This is a genomic window from Arthrobacter sp. 2762 (assembly GCF_040548745.1).
In the GTDB taxonomy this organism is placed as follows: domain Bacteria; phylum Actinomycetota; class Actinomycetes; order Actinomycetales; family Micrococcaceae; genus Arthrobacter.
On record NZ_JBEPSI010000003.1, the window covers coordinates 23,923 to 47,063 of the forward strand.

The window sequence follows — 23,141 nt, forward strand, 5'->3', positions numbered from 1 at the left end:
TAGCCTATCGTTCAGGCGGTTCCAACTGCTCCGATGGTAGGATTTTTGAGCACGGCAGTGTCCTTTCTTCCTGTCGTGGACAGCCCCCAGAGATTCAGATTTCTGTCCCGGAACGCAACGGGCAAACGATTGGATGAAGACCACATGACGGTGCCTGTACCCGCCGCCCAGAAGGCAGGGAAAGAAGCGCCGCCTGCGGATGCTGCTGCCAGCGAAGTGGATAACGCCAGGTCCCCGCTGATCGCCGGTTTCATTGGTTCGATGTTCCTTGTCTTCGGCTCGCTGGGCGTTGGCTGGCTCGCGCCAGTGTCTGAACTTCGCCGGCTTCCGCTTTTCATCTGGATGCGTACCGAAGGTGTGGGCGTCGCGCTGTCCATCGTCCTGCTGGCTGTTGGTGGCATGCTGCTTGTCCGGGCTTGGCTGCGCCTGGGGCAACGTGTTCGGGTCTGGGGACTCCAAGCCCGCAAGGCCACCTTGCAGGCTGTGGTGGCCTGGGGACTGCCCATGATGTTCACTGTCCCGCTGTTCAGTAGGGACGTCTACGCCTACATCGGGCAAGGCAGACTCATGGTTGAGGGAATGAATCCCTACGAGAATGGGATTTCCGCCCTCCCGAACTACTTCCAATTGGGTGCCGACAAGATGTGGACGGAAGCACCCGTTCCCTACGGTCAGCTCTTCCTTTGGATCGAACAATTTGTTGTTTGGGTGACCAATGTCCAACCTGAGGCTTGCATCATGCTGTTCAGGCTGGTGGCAGTTGCGGGCGTAATACTTTGCATCATCTACGTACCCAAGCTGGCAGAACTCCACGGCGTCAATCCGCACCGTGCACTATGGTTGACAGCCGCCAACCCCCTCTTTCTCACCAACTTCATTGCCAGTGTCCATAACGACGCCCTCATGATTGGGCTGGCCTTGGCAGGCCTGTACTACTGCGCCACCCGCCGCGTGGTCCTGGGCCTGGTGCTGGTGACACTCTCCATTTCGGTCAAGCCAATTACTGTGGTCTTCCTGCCTTTTATTGGCTTGCTCTGGGCGGGCAAGGGTGCGTCATGGCCGCGCAAGATCCTTTTCTGGTTCCTGACAGCCGCCCTGACCTTTGGCCTCCTGTACGCCATGAGCCTGGTCAACGGGTTTGGGTTTGGATGGGTGAAGGGTTTGTCTGCCCCTGGGAGCGTCTGGATTTGGTACGCACCCATCGGCTTGATTGGCCTGGTTGTCGCGTCGATCTTCAATGTCTTTGGACTTGACGGCTGGGGCATGGCCAAGTGGGTTTACGACGCCGGCAAAGTGCTGATGGTGGGAGCCATCGCCTGGCAGGTCTTCCGGGGAGAACACGACCGCCTGATGCGCCGGCTCACCTTGGCCTTTGCGGCGATCGTCCTGTTGGCTCCGATGATCCAGTCGTGGTATGTCGTGTGGCTGATTCCGTTGTTTGCGGTGACGGGCATACGCAATGACTGGCAGGTGAAGGCGGTCTACTTCGTGGTGTCGTTCTTCATGGTTTACGCCATCTCAGACCAACTGGATGTGTTCCCCTATCTTCAGAGCGAGGATCTTGGCCTTGCCCTGACACTGGCGCGGAACGCGGCAGCCATCATCGCGCTCCTGTTTGCCGTTTACTTGATCTTCGTGGATCCGAAGACGAAGAGCCTCTTCCGTAAGCGCGACGAGCCAGGCCTGCGGCCGATCATCTGAGGATTGCCTGAGTCTTCTGACCGCTCTTGGCGGGATGCTTAATGGGATGAAAGAAGCCGTATTGCTTCGCGTGTGGAGAGCGGGCTGAGGGCTGGAGCGTTCTCTGCGGCGAATGCCCTGACCCACTCAGGGTTTGTCTTGCTGTACTCCCGCAAGGCCCATCCGATGGCCTTCCGGATGAAGAACTCATTGTCGGCAAGGTTGGGTTTGATAACAGCCGCCAGCAGTCCCGGGTCCGTCAGGCCCTTGGCTGCCAATTGCGCAGTGATGGACGCCCTTCGGATCCACATGTCCTGGTCCGTGGACCATTGGAGCAAAAGAGGCGTCATGGTGGACCTGTGGGCAAGCAGGAGTGCGCAGAGACGGTGGGCCACCCCGTCGACGAGGTCCCACCAGGCGCCAGTGCGAATTATTTCCTCATAAACCGGCAGCATGGCAAGGTCTTCCTTGACCATTGGCAGGCCCGTCAATTCAATGGCTGCATATCGTTCTTCGCGCGCCTGGGCATTCCGCCACAAATCAAGAACGGCCTCGCGAAGGCTGACCGGTGAAGAGCTGGGAAACTGCTTGGCTGCGGCCTTGGCGATCCTGCGCACCTCAGGAACCCGGATCCCCCACGAGGGCATGTCCGACTTCATATACGCCTGGGCTCCCCGGGCACGCTCAGCGTCCCCGGCGGAGCGAAGGGTTGAGCGGATGGCCTCAAGCAAGTACTTGTTCTCCATGCCCCAACTCTATGACCGGCCGTCCTGGGAAGTATTCAACCGGGAACTCCCCTTTGTTCTCCACCTCATGCAGCCACCTGCCCCACGTAGAGTGGAACCAAGGGCCAGCGGGTCCCACGATGATCCCGAACAGCGAATGATCCCGAACAGCGAATGATCCCGCCCAGTAAAAACGGAGGAATCCCATGTCCATGCTGAAGACACCAGATCAGATCTCGGTGATGCGCGAGGCCGGCAGGGTGGTGGCCAAGGCCTTGGCAGCGGTCAAGGAGCATGCGGACGTCGGTGTTTCCCTCAAGGAACTGGATGAGGTCGCTGCGGACGTTATTGAAGGCGCGGGGGCCAAACCGGCCTTCCTGGATTACCACCCGCGGTGGGCAGCCGTCCCGTTTCCCGGGGTAATCTGTGCCAGTGTCAATGACGCGGTGGTGCATGGAATACCAAATGGCTACGTCCTCCAGGACGGGGACCTTCTTAGTGTGGATTGCGGCGCCTTCCTCGAAGGCTGGTGTGGAGATGCTGCCATCAGCTTCATCGTGGGGACGGCAGATCCGGTGGACCAGGCGCTGATCGATGCCACAGAATCTGCGCTCGCCCGGGGTATCGAAGCTGCCCGTGTGGGCAACAAGATGGGCGACCTCGCCTATGCAATCGGTGGCGAGGCCAAACGTGCTGGATACGGTTTGTTGGCCGATCACGGGGGCCACGGTATCGGCCGGACAATGCACGCTGAACCGCCAGTCCCCAACATCGGCAGGCCGGGCAGGGGCATCAAGCTTGAAGAGGGGTTGGTCATCGCCATCGAACCAATGCTCATCCTGGGCGGTAAGGATGACTACTACCACGATGACGATGAGTGGACTCTGCGCTCAGCCAGCGGAAACAAGGCCGCCCATAGTGAGCACACCGTCGCTATCACCTCTGATGGGCCCATGATCCTGACATTGCCGTAGATGCCTCGATGTCAGTTGCCACCCCGGCGACGTATTGAATTTTGCTCGGGTTTCTTACGTGATTTCTTATGCTGGCCTGGTGTTGAGGCGAACGATGGCGCGCCCGGGAATGGGAGTCGAAACCACAGAGAACCCGCCTTCGATGAACAGCGAAACCGTGCCGTGATACAAGTCCGAGGGACCAGCTTTTGGACGAAGGTCGGTATCGATGGGATACGCCTCCAGGGTAGTAGCCCCATTATTGAAGGCATGGTTCACGGCTGCCCGGAGTAACGTCCCGGCAACACCTGATCGCCGATGATTCGGTGAAACCACAAAACAGCTCACCGACCAAAGAGTGCCAAAGTCAACGGGCGGCACGTCCGCTGCCCGAAGTAGCTGCGACCGTTCCAAGCGGGGATAGTTTGCCCGCGGTTCCACAGCGCACCAGCCGACCGCCTGACCGCCCCGGAATGCCAGCACCCCTGGCTCTGGATCCTCGTCGAAGCGTGCCCGCAGGAGTTCCTTGAGTTCGTTTGGTGCCTTGGACCTGAACTCCTTGCCGGGGAGGGCGAACCAGCGGCACCAACACCGGGATGGCTCGCCCTTGACCCCGAATAACTCCTCCACGGCCTCCCAGGATGCAGGAGCGGTCTCCAGCCGGGGAGCTGCTGCGTCGTATGCCATGGACCCAGAATAATCTCCACCCGCGGGGCTGGTCCCACGAGTTTCATCGCGGTCCCCCGACACGGAAGTTCAAGCCCCGGCGCCCACCAGCTCACCTGTGGTGGTGTTCACCAACATCGGACCGGCGCCGTCCGGATCATCGACGTCGACTGTTTCTGTCTCCTCCTCCGGGGGCGCTTGTTCGTTGTCGCCGGACTCCCACTCAATCTCCGGATCTCCAAGCTTCCCAGCTGCCTCGCCGGACGGGTTCGTGTCAGCTGGAGCCGACGTCCCGTTCATCCGGGTGAAGTTCGCAGAGCCCCACATGAGATCGTGCCCGACTGATTCCGCGTCGACTTCTGCCACATGGTAGATCCTGCCCTCGTGTTCCCACTGCCGCAGGCGTAGCTTTCCGACGACGATGACGCGTTGACCCTTCTTCACGCTGCAGCCGACGTGGCCGGCTAAGTAGCGAAAGGATTGCACCGTGTACCAGTTGGTATTGCCGTCCACCCATGTATTGCTGGCCCGGTCATAGCGGCGTTCAGTTGTCCCAAGACGAAAGGAAGCAGTGGACGTACCGCGTGTAGTGGTCGAACTCTTGACTTCCGAGGCTACGAAGCCTCGAAGAGTAATGGTGTCGTTCATGGTGGTCCTTCTCGATGTAGGAAAGTGCCCGTCCGGCCCTCTTAGCTTCATCCACGCAAACCAGGTAGAGGAGTGCGGTCGTGGCCTATGTGAATAACTCCGGCTCGCAGGGTTGTTGTGGAGGGGCAGTGTCTGTAGGCGTGGCTGGCAGGCTGCAGTGGCGAATGCACTGTAAACTCTTTGTGGCGCCAGCGGCATAGGCTTGTATTGGCGCCTGTGCGCCCCAGTAGCTCAGGGGATAGAGCAGCGGCCTTCTAATCCGCCGGTCGGGGGTTCGATTCCCTCCTGGGGCACGAGAAATCCCCCGGAACCTACAGGGTTCCGGGGGATTGGTTTTTAACTGCTTGGCTCCTGGCCTCTGACTCAAGAAATTTTGGGCTGCGACTCAAGAAATTCCTTGAGGTTTTGAAGAACCATGCGCCATGTCGCTGCGGAATGCTTCACTTCTTCTTCGCTCTTGTTGTTGCCCTGCGAAATAGTTACGGATGTTCCTTCGTCCGCATCGTCCAGCCGGTATTCGACCGTGTGATAGTTCCCGGGGGAATCGGGAAGTCCCGATGATGGACTGTAGTGAGTGGTCTTCAAGAGCTGCAATGGTTCGAAGGCAAGGATGACGCCCTTGTCCTCGTATTCCTTGCCGTTGTACTCGCCGGAGTAAGTGATGGGATCGCCTACCCGCCACGTCGTTTCGACATTGGTTCCGAGGAAGTATTCCTTGATGAGGCCAGGCTCCGTAAGAGCCTTCCATACCTGCGCGCGCGGGGCGGCAACGGTGATCGACGCCTCGGCGTAGGGGATTTTTCCTTCCATGAGTTTCTCCTTCCCGCGGCCGCCGGTTCAGGCGCGCCACCACTTGGCCCACGCTACGCCCGCCCGCCGTCCATGGGAATGGCACAATGGCTTTGTGATGAGCAGGGGAACCAGGGTGGAGCAGCCGAGTCGTGCAAGAAATTTTCAGTTGAACGGTAAGGCTGTCGGGACGGCCCTGGTCATTGTTGCTGCGCTGGCGCTGCCTGCATGTGCCGCGTCCCCCCATACACCCACCGCAGGCATCACTTCTTCAAGCCCCGCATCCCAACAGCCCGGCGGCGGAACGAGTATGGACCCTGCAGTAGTGTCCACGAGCACGGCTGTGGAGGCGGCACTGAAGAAAATCGTGGCCGCCAACCCCAAGCCGGATTCGGAATCCGTTCGCGCAGCCTTGGTATCGGCGGGCATTCCCAAAGCCAACGTGGAAGTGTCCGTCAGCCGGACGCCCACGGGACTTGATGTCGATGCGTTGGAAGCTGCGGCGCTCGCAGGGGATAGTTGCGTCATGGGCCAGATCCGGGATGGAGGCGTCGTGATGAGCGTTCTGCCGGTACTTGCCACCGGGAAATGCTTCGTGGGCAGCGTTCGCTAGGAGCACCGCCCCAAGGAGCTGCCGGCAGTGCCCAATAGCACCGAATGTGAGATCTGTCCGCCTACCCACTAGATTTAAGGGCATGGCGGAATTCATTTACACGATGACCAAGGCTCGCAAGGCCGTTGGCGACAAACTTATTTTGGACGATGTCAGCATGTCGTTCTACCCTGGCGCGAAGATTGGCGTCGTGGGCCCGAACGGTGCTGGCAAGTCCACCATCCTGAAGATCATGGCCGGGCTGGACACTCCTTCAAACGGCGAGGCCCGCCTGAGCCCCGGTTACACCGTGGGCATCCTCTTGCAGGAACCGCCACTGAATGAGGAAAAGACCGTCCTTGGCAACGTCCAGGAAGGCGTTGGCGAGATCTACGGCAAGATCCAGCGTTTCAACGAGATCTCCGAAGAGATGGCGAACCCGGATGCGGACTACGACACTCTCCTCGATGAGATGGGTAAGTTGCAGGAAGCGATTGACGCTGCCGATGCCTGGGATATCGATTCCCAGCTCGAGCAGGCCATGGACGCCCTGCGATGCCCGCCGGCTGATTCCGATGTCACTGTCCTCTCCGGTGGTGAGCGCCGCCGCGTAGCGCTCTGCAAGCTTCTGCTCCAGAAGCCGGACCTTCTGCTCCTTGACGAGCCCACCAACCACTTGGACGCCGAGAGCGTTCTTTGGCTTGAGCAGCACCTCTCCCAGTATCCCGGTGCCGTCCTTGCCGTGACTCACGACCGTTACTTCCTGGATCACGTGGCTGAGTGGATCGCAGAAGTCGACCGCGGCCACCTTTACCCGTACGAAGGTAACTACTCCACCTACCTGGAGAAGAAGAAGGCCCGCCTTGAGGTCCAAGGTAAGAAGGACGCAAAGCTGTCCAAGCGCCTTACCGAAGAACTTGAATGGGTGCGCTCCAACGCCAAGGGCCGTCAGACCAAGTCAAAGGCCCGTCTTGCCCGCTATGAAGAAATGGCTGCAGAGGCCGAGCGCACGCGCAAGCTCGACTTCGAAGAGATCCAGATTCCGCCGGGTCCGCGCCTGGGTTCCGTGGTGATCGAGGCCAAGAAGCTGAAGAAGGGCTTCGATGATCGTGTCCTGATCGAAGACCTCTCCTTCTCATTGCCCCGCAACGGCATAGTTGGCGTTATTGGACCGAACGGTGTGGGTAAGTCCACCTTGTTCAAAACCATCGTCGGCATGGAGCCTCTGGACGATGGTGAGCTCAAGATCGGCGAGTCCGTGAAGATCTCCTACGTGGACCAGTCCCGTGGCGGCATCGATCCCAATAAGTCTCTCTGGGAAGTTGTTTCCGAAGGTCATGACTACATCCAGGTCGGCCAAGTCGAAATGCCTTCGCGAGCTTACGTTTCGGCGTTTGGCTTCAAGGGGCCGGACCAGCAGAAGAAGGCTGGGGTCCTCTCCGGTGGTGAGCGTAACCGCCTGAACCTGGCATTGACCCTTAAGCAGGGTGGCAACCTTCTGCTTCTTGACGAGCCCACTAACGACCTCGACGTCGAAACCCTAAGCAGCCTCGAGAACGCCCTGCTCGAGTTCCCTGGCTGTGCCGTGGTGGTCTCCCACGACCGTTGGTTCCTGGACCGGGTGGCGACCCACATCCTCGCCTATGAAGGTGACGATGAGAACCCCTCCAAGTGGTACTGGTTCGAAGGTAACTTCGACTCCTACGAGGAGAACAAGGTGGAGCGCCTCGGCCCCGATGCAGCCAAGCCGCACCGCGTGACGCACCGCCGTCTGACCCGCGACTAACCGGGTCGCCCCAGGCAAAACACAAGAGGCCGGTCCCAACAGGGACCGGCCTCTTTGCATTAACGCTGGTGCTATAACGCCTTAACGTAGCAGCCTACGGAATCCTGACCATCCCCTCCTGTGCCACGGTTGCAACGTGCAGGCCTTCGCGGTTGAATATCCGCCCGGTAGCCAAGCCACGTGCCCCTTGGGCGCTGGGGGACTCCTGGACGTACAGCAACCACTCGTCCACCCGGACCGGCCGGTGCCACCACATGGCGTGATCGAGGCTTGCGACGCTCATGCCCGGTGTCATCCAGGCGAGGCCGTGCTTGCGGAGGATAGGTTCCAACAAGGTGTAGTCGCTGGCGTACGCCAACGCGGCCAGGTGCAGCTTGGGGTCGTCCGGCAAGGGTCCCATGGTTTTCATCCAAACGGCATTGGTGGCCACCTGCTCGCTTGGCGGTGACACGTAAAGAGCGGGGTCGATGTGACGGACGTCGAAGGGCCGCTCCGAGGACATGTGCCGGGCCAAGGGGTGGTCGAATTGAGCCAGCAGTTCTGCCGTGCTGGGCAAGGATTCGGGTTCGGGGATGCCTTCGGGCATTGCCGCTTGATGATCCAGGCCCTCATCTTCAACCTGGAACGAGGCAATCATCGAAAGGATGGGGACGCCGTCCTGATAAGCATGGACGCGCCGCGCCGAGAAGGACCGACCGTCACGCAACCGTTCCACACCGAACGTGATGGGCTTGTTGGCGTCACCGGGCCGCAGAAAATAGCCGTGCATGGAGTGCGCCACCCGATCCGGTTCCACGGTCCGCATGCCAGCCATCATGGATTGGGCCAAAACCTGACCGCCGAAGACACGATGCCGGGGCTGTTTTTGGGACGGTCCAAGGAAGATGTCCTCATTGGTCCGGGCTCCGTCGAAGTCACCCAGGTCCAAGAGGCCAATCAGGACTTCCGTGGGATCTTCTGCAGGTGCCTCAACCTCGAGGCCGGCGTTCGTGTCAGTCATGGTTCGACTCTAGACGGCCCCCGAACCCCTCTCAACCGCGGACATGCCGGTAGAGTCGATGATGTGACCGACCTCTTGACCCAGTCCTTCCGCTTTGCCGATCCCAGCGACCTCGTTGACCTGCGGACATATGTCACGCGTGCCAAGAGCATCGATGACGGCGCCATCCGCCTCCAGGCCGCAGGCCAGGTATTGGCCGCGTACGTGTGTGTGCTCAGGCCACGCATTCTGGGGGAATCAACCCCCACAATCCTTGGGTTACGCACCATGGCGCTGGCAGAGCCGGCGCAGGCGGATGTCACAGTGACGCTTGCTTCGGTCATGGACCGTCTTGCCCGCTCCGGCGCCGATGACGTCGAGTTGCCCATCCCGCCGTCGACGGTTTCTGAGTCCTGGGCTGGCGTCGGCGCGCCCAGGAGCGGTTGGGAAGTCCTGGGGACGGTTCCCGACGCCGACCTGAAGTCAGCAGCGGAAGCCGGCATTGCAGAGGTGGCTGGCGTTGTGCCCACTGCCGCCGGAGCTGCCGTTGTGAATACGGCCCGGACCGCCGTGTGGGGACGAGGGTTCCCTGGACTCAGTGACCTGCCTGCTGGCGCGGCCTTTGCTGCCTTCGCCTTGGGATTCCTGGGCGCGGGCGAACAGCAGCTGTTCCGCAACGGACGGTGGTTCCGCTTAAGTGGTCCTCGGGGCCATGTACTGGTCCGCACGGGCGCAGGCTTGGGTCTGGGCTTCTAGGCTTAGACGGCCGAGGGGCTGTTCACCATGGTCAGGGCAGCGCGTTCCATGTAATCCCAAAGCGTTCCCTCATGAAGGGGCGACAACCCCAGTGAGTCCACCGCTGTCCGCATATGGAAGAGCCAGCGGTCCTTCGCTTCGGGCGTGACGCGGAAGGGCATGTGGCGCATCCGCAGGCGTGGATGGCCGCGCTCCTCACTGTAAGTCGTGGGACCACCCCAATATTGCTCCAGGAACATGAGGAAACGCCGTTTGGCCGGTTCCAGGTCTTCTTCGGGGTACATGGGCCGCAGGAGCGGATCCTGCGCAACGCCGTCGTAGAAGACGTCAATCAGCTTCACGAAAGTATCGTGCCCGCCCACGGCTGCATAGAAGCTGTCGGTGTAGGCGGGTTGGCTGAAGGGATCGTTCTGCATCAGCTGGCGTCGTGGACCAGCTTGGGGGTTCGTGTCACTCACTGGCCTTCTCCTCAGCCTTCTTGGCAGCATCATTGTCGTCGGTTTCCGGCGACTCCAACGGAACGTAGTCTCCTTGCGAGCGGTTGCCCACGCGCAGGATTTCACCGTTTCGCAGATACCAGATGGCTCCGTCTTCAGCACGGACCCGCGTGATGCGCAGGCCCACTGATTCAACGGTACCAATCACTTCGCTGGTGACGATCACATCGCCTATTCCGTACTGGTCTTCGATGGTGATGAAGATACCGGCGAGGAAGTCACGGATCAGCTGCTGTGCACCGAAACCGATAGCGACACCCAGTATTCCCACGCTTGTCAGCAGGGGCGCGACGTCCACGTTCATGAACTTGAGGACGTAAATGATCACGATCACCACAACCACGACGCTCACGAGGCTTGTCAGCAAAGTGCCGATGGTTTCGGCGCGCTGTGATCGGCGTTCGTGATCCAGTGCGCGGATTGCGGGTTGCACCCATTTGAAGTGGGGCTTCTTGAAGAAGGAACTGCCCGCGGACACCCGCCGCGTGATGCGCAGGATGATGAATCGCGCCACGATCCACACCAGCAGGCCCACGCCCAAGGTGATGAGGATCGAAACGATGTCGATTTTCTCCGGTTCGATGGTGATGGTTTCCGCCAGGGGGATGGAGGTCAAGGTGGAATAACTCCTTGTGGTCGGCCCGTGTTCGCCGGGCGCGGAACACTCTGTCCACGTCCAACCCTATCGTCGTAGCGTGACGGTATGCGCATCCTGGTCCTTGGCGGTACTGCCTTCCTTTCAGCTCAAATCGCTAAGCAGGCGCTTGCCTCAGGGCACGACGTCACCTGTCTTGCCCGTGGCACCCAGGCGAACCCGCCCGACGGCGTTACCTGGTTACGTGGCGACCGCGGCTTGGGCAGTGCAGCCTATGAGGATGTGAACGGCAGCTGGGACGCGGTAGTTGACGTGTCCCGGGATCCTGTTCAGGCGCGGGATGCCCTGGAAGTGTTGGGGCCGCGTACGCGCCATTGGACGTTCGTGTCCAGCTGCTCCGTGTATGCGGATCATTCGGTTCCCGGCGCCGATGAAAGCGCGGCCCTCCGTGAGCCGTTGCCGAGCGGGCAAGCGGGCACTCCGGAGACTTATGGCGAATCAAAATCTGCGATCGAGCACATGACGCTCACGCTGGTGGGGCAGAAAGCCCACATTGTGCGGGCAGGTCTGATCGGAGGCCCAGGGGACGGTTCTGATCGTTACGGCTACTGGCCTGCGCGCTTTGCGGCCAATACTGAGCCGGTTCTACTGCCGAACATTCCAGATGACGCCACCCAGGTCATCGACGTCCGCGACCTCGCCAGCTGGATCATTCAAGGGGCAGAGATGGGCCTGACGGGCACGTACAACGCGTTGGGAGATGTAGTCCCGTTCAGTGAGTACATTGCGGAGTCCAGCCGAGTGGCCGTAGACCAGGGGACGCACCCAGGCACGGAGCCCAGGCTGCCGTTGAGCGAAACTGTCCAGGCAGACGAAGACTGGCTGGCGGAGCAAGGCGTCGACTACTGGGCCGGGCCGGACTCACTTCCCCTCTGGCTGCCATCGGACCACGACGGTTTCCAAGCGCGGACCAACCAAGCAGCGAAGGCGCTCGGTATGACATTGCGCCCTTGGCAGGAGACTCTCCGGGACGCCTTGGACTACGAGCGAAGCCTGGGGCTGGAAAGGGAGCGGAAGGCAGGCTTAAGCCGTGAAACCGAACGCAGGCTGGTAGGACTGCTGCGGGAACAACGGACCTAAGGCGGGTTCAACAGCCTCAGGCCGCTGCCGACGTCGTGATTGGCTCGTGCAGAACGGGGAAGTTGACGCTGCGGGCTATGAAACAGACCTGGTTGGCTTCGTGGTGAAGTTGCGCCATCAATGCCGAATGAGCCGGGTCTGCGATGGTGACGTGAGGCTTCAGGGTCACGCTCTCGAACTGACCGCTGCCGTCACGATTTAGCTTCATGACGCCCTCGGCGTTGTCCTCATAGCCAGTCACGACAACCCCATGTCTTACCGCCACGTGCAGGAAGGAGAGCATGTGGCATTGCGACAGGGCAGCAAGCAGGAGTTGCTCTGGATTGTAGCGCGTCCGGTCACCATGGAACGTTGGATCTGCGGAACCTTTGAGGGTGGGCAACCCGGGAATTTCTATGTCATGATCCCGTGCATACCCCCGGTAGCTTTCCGTGCCCCCGCCCAGGTTTCCCGTCCAGCGGACTGTCAATGCATAGTGGTGTTCGTTGAGGCCCATGCGGACAGTTTAGCCATCTGACCAACTGCGTCCGCACAGGCCTCAACGGGCTGCTTAGGCGTCCACGTCCGCTGCCCGGGCACGGAGCGCCCGCGCCACGGCGTCCCGGTTTTCCAACATCATGCGGCGCAGCGCTGCACTTTCTTCGGGCAGGTCCGCGAGGAATTCGTCCGTGCGGTCCACTGTGGCTTGGGTGGTGAGCTGCGCCGGGTAGAGGCCCACGACGATCTGCTGGGCCAAGGCGTGCGTGCGTTCTTTGACAATCCCGGGGACCGCTTCAAAGTACTTCTCCGCGTACGGCTCCAGCAGGGTGGTGTCCGGCACCCGCATAAAGCCGGCCACCGCTGAGGCTTGCAGGGCGTTGGAGAGTTCGCCCTTGACCACAATGGAATCCCACGCCGCAGCCTTGGCCTCCGCTGTGGGAATAGCGGCCTTGGCCTGTGCTGCGGCATTTTGGCCCGTAGAGGTGTTGTCGCGGGCGAGTTCCTGGTCGATGCGCTCCTGGCCCTGCCTGCCGCCCGCCACCAAAGCGGTTAGCAGCTCCCACCGCATGTCCTGGTCAACGGTGAGGCCTTCAAGCGTGTCGGTCCCGTCCAGGAGCGCTTGGATACGGTCCAGCTGATCTGCGCTCCGTGAAAGTTGCGCATAGGACTTCACGAACTGCAACTGCGCATCCGAGCCGGCTTCCACGGCCGACGCGAGGTCCCACAGCTTGTCGGCAGCCGCGATCGTTGCCTCCAGCTTGTGCTCGGCTGCCACATAGTAGGTCAGCGTTGTGGCAAGCTGCCGCAGTTGGACGAGGATCACCGAGGAGTCTGTTTCCTCTGCGATGTTTGCCAGGATCAGTTCGACGTAGCCGCGCGCAGGAGTTTCTCCATCTCTTGCTGCATCCCACGCCGAACCCCAGACCAGCGTGCGGGGCAAGCTCACGGCAAAATCCTTGAGATGCGCTTTCGCCGTGGCCAGCGAGTGGGCGTCCAGGCGTACCTTGGCGTAGGCGAGATCGTCATCGTTGAGCAGGATGAGGTCCGGGCGTGCGAGGCCAGCCAGGGCGGGGACTTCGGTCCGGGGGCCCTCGACGTCCAGCTCCTCGCGATGCGTCCGCTCCAGTTTGCCCTGTTCGGAAAGGTTGTAGAAGCCCACCGCAAGGCGGTGAGGTCGGAGGGTTGGTTGTTCATCGACCGCGGACTGCAGGATGCCGAACGCGGTGATGGTGCCGTCCTGATCCACCTCCACGTCCGGAGCGAGGGTGTTCACACCGGCAGTTTCCAGCCAGAGTTTGCCCCATACGTCCAGGTCACGGCCGCTTGCGGCTTCAAGTTCCACCATGAGATCAGCGAGTTCGGTGTTCTTCCAGGCGTGCTTGGCAAAATAGGTGCGCACACCTGACATGAACTGCTCGGGTCCAACCCAGGCCACCAACTGCCGCAACACAGAGGCTCCCTTGGCATAGGTGATGCCGTCGAAGTTGACTTCCACGTCTTCAAGGTTGTTGATTTCCGCGAATATCGGGTGGGTGGTGGGCAGTTGGTCCTGCCGGTAGGCCCACGATTTCTCCACTGAGGCAAAGGTGGTCCACGCCCGGTCGAAGGCCGTGTTTTCCACGGCGGCCAGGTGGGACATGTACTCGGCGAAGGACTCGTTGAGCCAGAGGTCGTTCCACCAGCGCATGGTCACCAGGTCCCCGAACCACATGTGCGCGAGCTCGTGCAGGACCGTGATGGCGCGGCGCTCAATCTGTGCACCGGCAACCTTGCCGCGGAAGATGTAGCCCTCCAGGATTGTCACAGCACCTGCGTTTTCCATCGCACCGGCATTGAACTCCGGGACGAACAGCTGATCGTACTTTTCAAAGGGGTACGGGCAACCGAACTGTGCCTCGAAGAACTCGAAGCCCTGACGCGTCAGTTCGAAGATGTTGTCTGCATCCAGGTACTGCATCAAGGACTTGCGCGCGAACACGCCGAGCGGAATGACCCTGCCATCCGAACTTGTCACCTCGGAACGGACGGATTGATACGGCCCGGCTATCAGGGCGGTGACGTACGAGGACAGGCGCGGCGTGGGAGTGAATTCCCACACGGACCTCGCGCCGCCGTCCTCGCCTGCATCAGTTTCAACCGGTACCGGCGTGGGTGAGTTGGAGACGACGTCCCAGTGCGAGGGAGCAGTGACGGTGAACGTGAAGCTGGCCTTCAGGTCCGGCTGCTCGAAGACAGCGAACATTCGCCGGGAATCCGGAACCTCGAACTGGGTGTAGAGGTAGACCTCCCCATCCACGGGATCCACGAAGCGGTGGAGGCCCTCGCCGGTGTTCATGTAGCGCGCATCGGCGACGACTATGAGTTCATTCTCGGCGGCAAGGTTTGGAAGGTGGATGCGGATGCCATCGGATACCTCGGCGGGATCCAGTTCGGTGCCGTTGAGGGTAACGCTGTAAACGCTCTCGGTTACTGCGTCGATAAACGTCGAGGCTCCAGCCTTGGCCGAAAACTTCACCACGGTGGTGGATCCGAAGACCGCGGTGCCCTTGGTCAGATCCAGGGTGACGTTGTAGGACTCGACGTTGAGTAATTCAGCGCGCTGCGCGGCTTCGTCGCGCGTCAGGTTAAGGCCTGGCAAGTGTGCCTCCAGAGGTTGGGGTGGCCGGCCGGGGCAGGTCGGTCGATGGTGTGAAGCCATTCTTTCACTCCAAGCGCTGATGGCAAGGAGGTGCCACCACAGTGTCGCCGGCACGGAGTAGCGTTGGACCATGGGAACGTTCAGGGAGTCACTTGATATCCGCGCACTCAGGTTTGCACTCGCCTTTCCGCTGCTGCTGGCCATGGGTTTCGTCGTATGCGCCCAGATGGTGCGAAGCGATCTTCCCGATCCGGTAGCCGTGATGTGGAACGCCGACGGCGGCAGTGCCTTTGCTCCTTTCGGCGCCTATGTGGCCGGCGGCGCAGCCTTGATCACTTTTTTCGGCTGGGTCGCCTTCCTGCAGGCCGTGCCGCTTTCGCGGCCCGTGGTGATGCGCCGGGTCATGATGGGCCTTGGCCTCATGGTGAGCCTCTTCGTGACAACAGTGCTGGCTGCCGGATTGGTAGGGCAATCCGGACTAGGGGACGCGCGCGCTTCCCACGTTGATCCGATCGTCCTCGCCATGGGGTGCGGTGCGGCCGTGTCTTTGGGCGTCGTCCTCATGTTCGCCTTCAAACCGGATCCCCGGTGGACGAGGGAAGATGATGCAGCCCTCGAAGCCGAACGTCTGCACGTGACAGACCCGGAGCTCGCACGGGATACGCTCCGCATGTGGGTCCATGCCCGCAGTTCAGTTTTCGTCATGATCATCGTGTCCGCCCTGTTTCCAGCCGTCCTGATCGCGATAGCCGTCCCATGGCTTGGAGCCTTGGTAGCGGCGGCGGCGTTGGTTGGTGCTGGATTCCTCTTCGCCCGCGTTCGGGCGGACAGGGGAGGGCTGCAGGTCTTCGCAGGTGGCATTGTGCCGGTCCTGACCGTTCCCGCCGTCGATATCGCGACAGCAGCTCCGGCCGACGTGAAAGCTGCAGACTTTGGTGGGTGGGGCTGGCGGCATCATGACGACGCAACAGCGATGCTCGTCAGCAGCGGACCGGCGGTCGTCGTAAGGAAACTTAATGGAGGCAGGGTTGCGCTCAGTGCAGGGACTGCGGCAACCGCGGACAAACTCGCCGGAATCCTGAACCGGGCTGCCGAGCGGGCCCATCATGGCGGGCAACCCCAGCAACCCGGGGCGCGGTAACCTAGGTAGCGCATCCCACACCGCCGCGCCCGGCCAGGTGCCTACCGGCGCGCCAGAGAAAGAATGGACTTCCTGTGACTACACCCCGCGTCCACATCGCCACCGACCACGCCGGCATGGAACTCAGCGCCCACCTGGTCAGCCACCTCACCGCCAAGGGTTACGAGGTTGTGGACCACGGACCCAAGGAATATGACGCGCTGGATGACTACCCGTCCTTCTGCATCAACGCAGGAGTTGCGGTGGTGGCCGACCAGGAAGCAGGCGTGCACGCGCTGGGCATCGTCTTGGGTGGTTCGGGCAATGGTGAACAAATTGCCGCCAACAAGGTCAAGGGTGTGCGTGCGGCGCTGGCCTGGAACCTCTCAACCGCCAAGCTCGCCCGCGAGCACAACGACGCCAACGTAGTGGCCGTTGGCGGCCGCCAGCACACGGTGGAAGAAGCAACCGAACTCATTGAGGCCTTCCTGCAGGAACCTTTCAGCAAAGATGAACGCCACATCCGCCGTATCGGCAAGATCGCGGCTTACGAAACCACCGGCGAGATCGTCCAGTAGTGCCTGAGGGGCACTCCGTCCATAGGCTGGCCCGCCAATTCCACGATGTGTTTGGCGGCCGGCGTTTGGAGGTTTCCAGTCCGCAGGGGAGATTCACGCCCGGCGCGGAGCTTCTGAGCGGTCATGTGATGGTTGAGGCTGCTGCCCACGGGAAGCAGCTGTTCCTGAGGTTCGACCACGATCTTTTCCTCCACGTTCACCTTGGACTTTATGGTGCTTGGAGCTTTGGCGGCGATAGCTCCTTCACGGGAGCCTCCAGCATTGGCGCGCCTCGCCGGATCGGTGAGCGCGAGACTGCTTCATCTGGTACCGAGGTGGAGTCCGGTGCTGAGGTGGACTACGCCGGGCCTCCCGCCCCTGTGGGTGCCGTCCGCGCCCGCTTGGTGTCGGACAACGGCTGGGCCGATCTTCGTGGAGCCACCACTTGCGCCGCTGTTACGTCCCATGAAGCCGAAGCCGTACTGGGCCGACTGGGCCCTGATCCGCTGCGTAACCGGCCGGGGGACCGGGACGAGTTCATCCGCCGGTTGCGACGCCGCAAGACGGCCGTGGCCTTGCTGTTGATGGACCAATCGGTGTTGGCCGGGGTCGGCAATATTTACCGCGCCGAGGTCCTCTTTCGTCAGGCGGTGGATCCATGGACTCCTGGAAACACGATTGATGCTGCGACGGCGGGCAGGTTGTGGGATGACGCCGTCCTTGCAATGTCCGACGGCGTCCGCGACGGTCGGATTGTTACCACACCGCCAGCTCTGTGGACCGGTAACGGCGCCTCAGCGACCGACGCCGATGCCCACTTTGTCTACAAGCGCGAAGGGCAGCCCTGCAGGGCTTGCGGGACGCTGGTAGGCATGGCCGAAATCGGCGCCCGCAAACTGTATTGGTGCCCTGGCTGTCAGTTGTAACAGCGCTTGTCAGTTGTAACAGCGGCTGCCGGTCGTAACAACAAAAAAGCCCCAATCCGAAGATTGGGGCTTTTTTACTGGAGGGGACGACGGGAATCGAACCCGCGTAATCAGTTTGGAAGACTGAGGCTTTACCATTAAGCTACGTCCCCGGATGGATCTCCTGCTGGATCCTTCCATGGATCTCTCGCTCAGGACATCTTCCCGGTGGCTGTTGAAGCCGGGTACAACTAAACCTAATTCCGGCGGCGGTGTCAAATGTGCATTCCGGGCCCGCTTGCCCGTAGACTGTCCTGTGCATTCGGGGTGTAGCTCAGCTTGGCTAGAGCGCCTGCTTTGGGAGCAGGAAGTCGCAGGTTCAAATCCTGTCACCCCGACTCTGTGTTTCGTGTCCGCCTCAGGGATGCGGCAGAACCCCATACCCACAAATTCAGGAGTACTTAGACTGTGAAGAGCGCTGTCGAGAACCTCACCCCCACGCGGGTCAAGCTCAACGTTGAGGTTCCCTTTGAGGAACTGAAGCCGAGCATCGATGCCGCTTACAAGACCGTTGCTTCGCAGATCCAGGTCCCCGGATTCCGCAAGGGCAAGGTTCCGTCCAAGCTGATTGACCAGCGTGTTGGCCGTGGCTACGTCCTGGAAACCGCCATCAACGATGGCCTCAACGGCTGGTACCAGGCCGCTGTCCAGGAAACGGGTGTTCGCCCCCTGAGCCGTCCCGAAGTTGAGATCACCGAGGTTCCGGACCCGTCCGCAACCGATGGCGAGCTTAAGTTCCAGGTGGAGATTGACGTTCGCCCCGAGATCGAGCTGCCGGACTACGCAGGCATCAAGGTTGAGGTTGCTGCGGCTGAGTCCTCCTCTGAAGACGTCGACAAGGCCCTGGATGAACTGCGTGGCCGCTTCGGCACGCTGAAGTCCGTGGAGCGTCCCGCCCAGAACGAGGACTTCCTCACGATCGACATCACCGCCACGATCGATGGCGAAGAAATCGACTCGGCCTCCGGCCTGTCCTACCAGGTTGGTGCCGGCACCATGCTTGAGGGCCTGGACGAGGCCGTGACCGGCCTGTCCGCAGACGAAGAAGCAATCTTCGACACCACGCTCGTTGGCGGCGACCACGCCGGCGAGGCAGCCCAGGTCAAGGTTGTTGTCAAGGCCGTCAAGGAGCGCGAGCTTCCTGAAGCCAACGACGACTTCGCACAGCTGGCCTCGGAATTCGACACCCTTGCTGAGCTCCGCGAGGACCTCGCCAAGCAGGCTGCCGATTCAAAGGTTGTCGGACAGGGTGTTGAGGCCCGCGACAAGGTTCTGGACAAGCTTGTAGAGCTCGTCGAGGTCCCCGTTCCGGCTTCGGTTGTCGAAGAGCAGATTGAAGCTCACTTCAACCCGGAGAACGCCCACGGCGAAGGTGACCACGACACCGAGGAGCACCGCGCCGAGGTCAAGGCAAACACGGAGCGCGCCTTCCAGAACGAGGTCATCCTTGACGCCATTGCGGACAAGGAAGAGGTTGACGTCAGCCAGAACGAGCTGATCGACTACATCGTCAGCACCGCAAGCCAGTACGGCATGGATCCCAACCAGTTCGCCCAGATCATCGATCAGAGCGGCCAGGTCCCCATGATGGTTTCCGAGGTCCGCCGCCGCAAGGCATTGGCTGTTGTGCTGGGCCAGGCCGAGGTGGTCGACTCTGAAGGCAACAAGGTTGACCTGAGCGATTTCGTCCGCCCTGCCGGCGAAGTTGCTGCTGATGAGGCAGCGACCGCCGAAGCCGGCGAGGAAGCGGATGTTGTTGCCAGCGATGACCCCGCAGCTGTGAAGTTCTAGTAAAAAAGCATCAACCGACCCCGGATCAGCAGATCCGGGGTCGGTTTGTTTTAAGCCCTGAACGGACAAGCCCGCATACAATCATCGTGCTGGATCTGCGGGCCCGCTCCAATCGTGCGCCGTCAGCGAACAGCGCGATTCCGGCGAACAAATCGTCCCTGAAAACGGTTAGTGTCCAAGTAGTGAAGTTCAGTGAGGTCACTGGCACCAGCGAGAGGTAAGTACTTATGTCACAGCAATCAGAGGCTCCCCGGATGGCAACTGTCGATCCCGCCGCCCAGGACAACTACATCTACAACCGCCTGCTGAAAGAGCGCATCATCTGGCTTGGCTCTGAAGTCCGTGACGAGAACGCCAACGCCATCTGCTCCCAGCTGCTCCTCCTCTCGGCTGAAGACCCCGAGAAGGACATCTACCTTTACATCAACTCACCAGGTGGCTCCGTGACGGCTGGCATGGCCATCTACGACACCATGCAGTTCATCCCCAACGATGTTGTCACTGTTGCCACCGGCCTGGCTGCCTCCATGGGCCAGTTCCTGCTCTCCTCCGGGACCAAGGGAAAGCGTTACGCCACCCCGAACGCCCGTATCCTCATGCACCAGCCTTCCGGTGGAATCGGTGGCACTGCCTCGGATATCAAAATCCAGGCCGAGCTGATCCTGCACATGAAGAAGGTCATGGCGGAACTCACCGCTGAACAGACAGGCCAGACTGTGGAGACCATCCTCAAGGACAATGACCGCGACAAATGGTTCACGGCCACCGAGGCCTTGGAGTACGGCTTCTTCGACAAGATCTCGGCTCACGCAGGCTCGGTAGCTGGTGGCGGTGGAACGGCCAACCAGTCGAACTCCGAGCCAGGCTCCGAAAACTAACCGGCACCAAGAACCACTGAAACCCCAGGAGTATTGACATGAACTACAACTTCGGATGGTCTGCCGGTAATCTCCCAACCAGCCGCTACGTCCTGCCCCAGTTCGAAGAGCGCACACCGTACGGCTTCAAGCGCCAGGACCCGTACACCAAGCTGTTCGAGGACCGCATCATCTTCCTCGGTGTCCAGGTTGACGACGCTTCTGCCGATGACATCATGGCCCAGCTGCTGGTCCTTGAGTCGACGGATCCGGACCGCGACATCACGCTGTACATCAACTCGCCAGGTGGCTCCTTCACGGCCATGACGGCGATCTACGACACCATGCAGTACATTCGTCCGGAGATCCAGACGGTGTGCCTGGGCCAGGCAGCCAGCGCGGCTGCTGTCCTGCTTGCGGCGGGAACTCCCGGCAAGCGACTGGCGCTGCCGAACGCACGCGTGCTGATCCACCAGCCGGCATTGTCCGGCGGCCAGGGCGGCCAGGCATCCGATCTCGAGATCCAGGCTGCTGAAGTCATGCGCATGCGTACATGGCTTGAGGACACGCTGGCACACCACTCCGGCCGCACGTCCGAGCAGGTCAACAACGATATCGAGCGCGATAAGATCCTCACCGCGGCCGAGGCCATGAACTATGGCCTGATCGATCAGGTGCTGGACTCCCGCAAGATCAAGCCCCAGGCAATTGCCAGGTAGCATACGGAAATCGACGCCGGTGCGGTTCGCGAAATATGAACCGCACCGGCGTTCTGTTTCCACCCAAGCAGCCCATTGTGACCTAGAGTGGATGGTGTCACGGTGGTGCCAACCCCGGCCAGGCCGCACACTTGAGTACGGCACGGTGCCGCATCACCCGCATGTAACGAAGGGATTCCCACATGGCTCGGATTGGCGAGAGCACGGATCTGCTGAAGTGTTCTTTTTGCGGAAAGAGCCAGAAGCAGGTACGGAAGCTGATTGCCGGGCCCGGTGTCTACATCTGCGATGAGTGCATCGAGCTTTGCAACGAGATCATCGAAGAAGAACTTGCGGAAGTTTCGGACCTGGGCAGCTTTGAACTCCCCAAGCCCAGGGAGATCTTCGATTTCCTGCAGGAATACGTCATCGGCCAGGAACCTGCCAAGCGGTCATTGGCGGTTGCCGTCTACAACCACTACAAGCGCATCCAGGCCGGTCATGCTCCCAAGGCGGGCAGCCTTGGTGAGGGCCCGCATCACGAGGATGTGGAGATCGCCAAGTCCAACATTCTGCTGATTGGCCCAACCGGCTGTGGCAAGACGTACTTGGCGCAAACGCTCGCGCGCAGGCTAAATGTTCCGTTCGCTGTAGCCGATGCCACGGCGCTCACGGAGGCAGGCTACGTCGGCGAGGATGTCGAGAACATCCTGCTCAAGCTCATCCAGGCCGCCGATTACGACGTCAAGAAAGCCGAACAAGGCATTATCTACATTGACGAGATCGACAAAATCTCCCGCAAGAGTGAGAACCCCTCGATTACCCGGGACGTCTCGGGCGAAGGAGTCCAGCAGGCCCTGCTGAAGATCCTCGAAGGCACAGTTGCCTCCGTGCCGCCACAGGGCGGACGTAAGCATCCGCACCAGGAATTCATCCAGATCGACACCACGAATGTGCTCTTCATCGTGGCAGGCGCATTTGCCGGTCTCGAGGACATCATCGGTTCCCGGTCCGGGCGCAAGGGCATCGGCTTTGGAGCGCCGCTCAACGAGGTCCGGGACAACGTGGACACCTATGGCGAAGTCATGCCCGAAGACCTGCTGAAGTTCGGACTCATTCCGGAGTTCATCGGCCGCCTGCCGGTGATCACTACGGTCTCGAATCTTGACCGTGCTGCGTTGATCCAGATCCTTTCCACGCCCAAGAACGCTTTGGTGAAGCAATACCAGAAGATGTTCCAGTTGGATGGTGTGGAGCTGCAATTCGACGACGACGCGCTGGATGCCATCGCTGACCAAGCTCTTGAGCGCGGCACGGGCGCCCGTGGCCTGCGGGCCATCATGGAAGAAGTGTTGCTGCCAGTCATGTTTGATCTCCCGAGCAGGGATGACATCGCAACTGTGGTCATCACCGCTGACGTCGTGGACAACAAGGCCCAGCCGACCATGATTGGCCATGACGTCGTAGCGAAGCGCCGGAATAAGTCGGCCTAGCCACCCGTTGGCCTAATAAGCGGCGGTTTCACTTATTCTGCGTCGCCCCACGCCCGTTTTCACTCTTGTCGAGGAGTTTCCTGTGCCCGAACAGAATTTGCCTGAGCAGTCCGTCAACAAAGCGGATTTCTGGTTCGATCCCGTTTGTCCCTTCGCGTGGATCACATCGCGCTGGATCGGCGAGGTGGAACAAGTGCGGGGTATTGAGACCGAATGGCACGTCATGAGCTTGTCCGTCCTGAATGAGGGCCGTGACCTTCCCGGCGATTACAGGGCAATGATGGACGACAGCTGGGGTCCTGTCCGCGTGATCATTGCTGCCCGGGAGCTCCATGGCAGCAGGTACATCAAGCCGTTGTACGACGCCATGGGGGAGCAGATCCACCATGAAGGCAACAAGGACCGTACTTCCGTGATCCAGAAAGCGCTGGCAGAGGTAGGCCTTCCTGCTGAGCTGGCACGCTTCGCGGACTCAGAGGAGTTCGACGTCAAGCTGCGAGCCAGTCACGAGGCCGGTATCTCCCTGGTAGGCCAGGATGTCGGAACACCCGTGGTCGCCGTAAATGGCACGGCCTTCTTCGGCCCGGTACTCACCCGGATTCCGAGGGGCGAAGAGGCTGGACAGCTTTGGGACGCCACGGTAACCCTTGCCGGGTACCCGCACTTCTTCGAACTCAAGCGCAGCCGCACGGAAAGCCCTGAGTTCAACTAGGAAGCCCTGAGTTCAACCAGGGAA

23 protein-coding genes and 3 tRNA genes are annotated in these 23,141 nt (G+C 60.8%); 16 read left to right on the forward strand and 10 right to left on the reverse strand.

Going from position 1 to position 23,141, the window contains the following annotated elements:
- Positions 1-144 precede the first annotated feature (144 nt).
- Positions 145-1,701, forward strand: coding sequence for a polyprenol phosphomannose-dependent alpha 1,6 mannosyltransferase MptB (gene mptB, locus ABIE18_RS06715; protein WP_431115488.1), 1,557 nt, complete (start codon positions 145-147; stop codon positions 1,699-1,701).
- A 38-nt stretch (positions 1,702-1,739) separates the two neighbouring features.
- Here the strand turns inward: mptB and ABIE18_RS06720 are convergent, their stop codons facing one another.
- A complete protein-coding gene (locus ABIE18_RS06720) occupies positions 1,740-2,426 on the reverse strand; it encodes a DNA alkylation repair protein (RefSeq protein WP_499721910.1) in 687 nt (228 codons plus the stop codon).
- Between the two features lie 185 nt (positions 2,427-2,611).
- On the opposite strand from ABIE18_RS06720, the gene map reads away from it, so the two are divergent.
- Positions 2,612-3,379, forward strand: coding sequence for a type I methionyl aminopeptidase (gene map, locus ABIE18_RS06725; RefSeq protein WP_499721912.1), 768 nt, complete (start codon positions 2,612-2,614; stop codon positions 3,377-3,379).
- Positions 3,380-3,445: 66 nt separating this feature from the next.
- Here map and ABIE18_RS06730 read toward each other — a convergent pair whose 3' ends face one another.
- The gene (locus ABIE18_RS06730) at positions 3,446-4,045 is read right to left on the reverse strand and encodes a GNAT family N-acetyltransferase (protein WP_499721914.1); all 600 of its coding nucleotides are present in this window, start codon (positions 4,043-4,045) and stop codon (positions 3,446-3,448) included.
- A gap of 69 nt (positions 4,046-4,114) precedes the next feature.
- The gene (locus tag ABIE18_RS06735) at positions 4,115-4,672 is read right to left on the reverse strand and encodes a single-stranded DNA-binding protein (RefSeq protein WP_499721915.1); all 558 of its coding nucleotides are present in this window, start codon (positions 4,670-4,672) and stop codon (positions 4,115-4,117) included.
- Between the two features lie 220 nt (positions 4,673-4,892).
- Between ABIE18_RS06735 and ABIE18_RS06740 the strand changes: the two genes are divergently transcribed.
- Positions 4,893-4,965 (forward strand) — tRNA-Arg (locus ABIE18_RS06740).
- 70 nt (positions 4,966-5,035) lie between these two features.
- On the opposite strand, the gene ABIE18_RS06745 is transcribed toward ABIE18_RS06740, so the two are convergent.
- Positions 5,036-5,482 (reverse strand): SRPBCC family protein, encoded by a 447-nt coding sequence (locus ABIE18_RS06745; protein ID WP_499721916.1) that lies wholly within the window; start codon positions 5,480-5,482, stop codon positions 5,036-5,038.
- 148 nt (positions 5,483-5,630) lie between these two features.
- On the opposite strand from ABIE18_RS06745, the gene ABIE18_RS06750 reads away from it, so the two are divergent.
- Positions 5,631-6,074, forward strand: a complete 444-nt coding sequence (locus ABIE18_RS06750) for a DUF6993 domain-containing protein (protein ID WP_499721918.1) — start codon at positions 5,631-5,633, stop codon at positions 6,072-6,074.
- A gap of 82 nt (positions 6,075-6,156) precedes the next feature.
- Complete coding sequence (gene ettA / locus ABIE18_RS06755; RefSeq protein ID WP_499721920.1) at positions 6,157-7,839, forward strand: energy-dependent translational throttle protein EttA; 1,683 nt, start codon at positions 6,157-6,159, stop codon at positions 7,837-7,839.
- A 94-nt stretch (positions 7,840-7,933) separates the two neighbouring features.
- Here the strand turns inward: ettA and ABIE18_RS06760 are convergent, their stop codons facing one another.
- The gene (locus ABIE18_RS06760) at positions 7,934-8,839 is read right to left on the reverse strand and encodes an acyl-CoA thioesterase (protein WP_499721921.1); all 906 of its coding nucleotides are present in this window, start codon (positions 8,837-8,839) and stop codon (positions 7,934-7,936) included.
- A gap of 63 nt (positions 8,840-8,902) precedes the next feature.
- Here ABIE18_RS06760 and ABIE18_RS06765 point away from each other — a divergent pair, with 63 nt between their 5' ends.
- Positions 8,903-9,574: a DUF8185 domain-containing protein gene (locus tag ABIE18_RS06765; RefSeq protein ID WP_499721922.1), complete on the forward strand. Its 672-nt coding sequence runs from the start codon at positions 8,903-8,905 to the stop codon at positions 9,572-9,574.
- A gap of 2 nt (positions 9,575-9,576) precedes the next feature.
- Here ABIE18_RS06765 and ABIE18_RS06770 read toward each other — a convergent pair whose 3' ends face one another.
- Together ABIE18_RS06770 and ABIE18_RS06775 are read right to left on the reverse strand one after the other, a co-directional pair.
- Positions 9,577-9,990: a globin gene (locus ABIE18_RS06770; protein WP_223949302.1), complete on the reverse strand. Its 414-nt coding sequence runs from the start codon at positions 9,988-9,990 to the stop codon at positions 9,577-9,579.
- A 34-nt stretch (positions 9,991-10,024) separates the two neighbouring features.
- Complete coding sequence (locus ABIE18_RS06775; RefSeq protein ID WP_499721923.1) at positions 10,025-10,687, reverse strand: mechanosensitive ion channel family protein; 663 nt, start codon at positions 10,685-10,687, stop codon at positions 10,025-10,027.
- Between the two features lie 87 nt (positions 10,688-10,774).
- On the opposite strand from ABIE18_RS06775, the gene ABIE18_RS06780 reads away from it, so the two are divergent.
- Positions 10,775-11,806, forward strand: coding sequence for a Rossmann-fold NAD(P)-binding domain-containing protein (locus ABIE18_RS06780; protein WP_499721924.1), 1,032 nt, complete (start codon positions 10,775-10,777; stop codon positions 11,804-11,806).
- A 16-nt stretch (positions 11,807-11,822) separates the two neighbouring features.
- Here the strand turns inward: ABIE18_RS06780 and ABIE18_RS06785 are convergent, their stop codons facing one another.
- Together ABIE18_RS06785 and pepN are read right to left on the reverse strand one after the other, a co-directional pair.
- Positions 11,823-12,302, reverse strand: a complete 480-nt coding sequence (locus tag ABIE18_RS06785) for an OsmC family protein (RefSeq protein ID WP_499721925.1) — start codon at positions 12,300-12,302, stop codon at positions 11,823-11,825.
- 54 nt (positions 12,303-12,356) lie between these two features.
- Complete coding sequence (gene pepN, locus ABIE18_RS06790; protein ID WP_499721927.1) at positions 12,357-14,924, reverse strand: aminopeptidase N; 2,568 nt, start codon at positions 14,922-14,924, stop codon at positions 12,357-12,359.
- Between the two features lie 130 nt (positions 14,925-15,054).
- Here pepN and ABIE18_RS06795 point away from each other — a divergent pair, with 130 nt between their 5' ends.
- From ABIE18_RS06795 to ABIE18_RS06805, 3 genes are all read left to right on the forward strand, one after another.
- On the forward strand, positions 15,055-16,065 hold the full coding sequence (locus ABIE18_RS06795) for a hypothetical protein (RefSeq protein ID WP_499721928.1): 1,011 nt from the start codon (positions 15,055-15,057) through the stop codon (positions 16,063-16,065).
- Positions 16,066-16,139: 74 nt separating this feature from the next.
- Entirely contained in the window at positions 16,140-16,622 is a 483-nt protein-coding gene (locus ABIE18_RS06800) for a ribose-5-phosphate isomerase (RefSeq protein ID WP_499721930.1), read from the forward strand.
- Positions 16,622-17,527, forward strand: a complete 906-nt coding sequence (locus ABIE18_RS06805) for an Fpg/Nei family DNA glycosylase (protein ID WP_499721932.1) — start codon at positions 16,622-16,624, stop codon at positions 17,525-17,527. The genes ABIE18_RS06800 and ABIE18_RS06805 overlap by 1 nt, the downstream gene beginning before the upstream one ends.
- A 78-nt stretch (positions 17,528-17,605) precedes the next feature.
- Here ABIE18_RS06805 and ABIE18_RS06810 read toward each other — a convergent pair.
- Positions 17,606-17,679: transfer RNA gene (locus tag ABIE18_RS06810), tRNA-Gly, on the reverse strand.
- 150 nt (positions 17,680-17,829) lie between these two features.
- Between ABIE18_RS06810 and ABIE18_RS06815 the strand changes: the two genes are divergently transcribed.
- From ABIE18_RS06815 to ABIE18_RS06840, 6 genes are all read left to right on the forward strand, one after another.
- A tRNA-Pro gene (locus ABIE18_RS06815) sits at positions 17,830-17,904 on the forward strand.
- Between the two features lie 70 nt (positions 17,905-17,974).
- On the forward strand, positions 17,975-19,357 hold the full coding sequence (gene tig / locus ABIE18_RS06820) for a trigger factor (protein WP_498700391.1): 1,383 nt from the start codon (positions 17,975-17,977) through the stop codon (positions 19,355-19,357).
- A 254-nt stretch (positions 19,358-19,611) separates the two neighbouring features.
- Positions 19,612-20,235: an ATP-dependent Clp protease proteolytic subunit gene (locus tag ABIE18_RS06825; protein WP_275964122.1), complete on the forward strand. Its 624-nt coding sequence runs from the start codon at positions 19,612-19,614 to the stop codon at positions 20,233-20,235.
- Positions 20,236-20,273: 38 nt separating this feature from the next.
- Entirely contained in the window at positions 20,274-20,933 is a 660-nt protein-coding gene (locus ABIE18_RS06830; RefSeq protein ID WP_431115470.1) for an ATP-dependent Clp protease proteolytic subunit, read from the forward strand.
- Between the two features lie 182 nt (positions 20,934-21,115).
- A complete protein-coding gene (clpX, locus tag ABIE18_RS06835) occupies positions 21,116-22,405 on the forward strand; it encodes an ATP-dependent Clp protease ATP-binding subunit ClpX (protein ID WP_499721933.1) in 1,290 nt (429 codons plus the stop codon).
- An 82-nt stretch (positions 22,406-22,487) separates the two neighbouring features.
- The gene (locus ABIE18_RS06840; RefSeq protein ID WP_499721935.1) at positions 22,488-23,117 is read left to right on the forward strand and encodes a mycothiol-dependent nitroreductase Rv2466c family protein; all 630 of its coding nucleotides are present in this window, start codon (positions 22,488-22,490) and stop codon (positions 23,115-23,117) included.
- Positions 23,118-23,141: the final 24 nt, after the last annotated feature.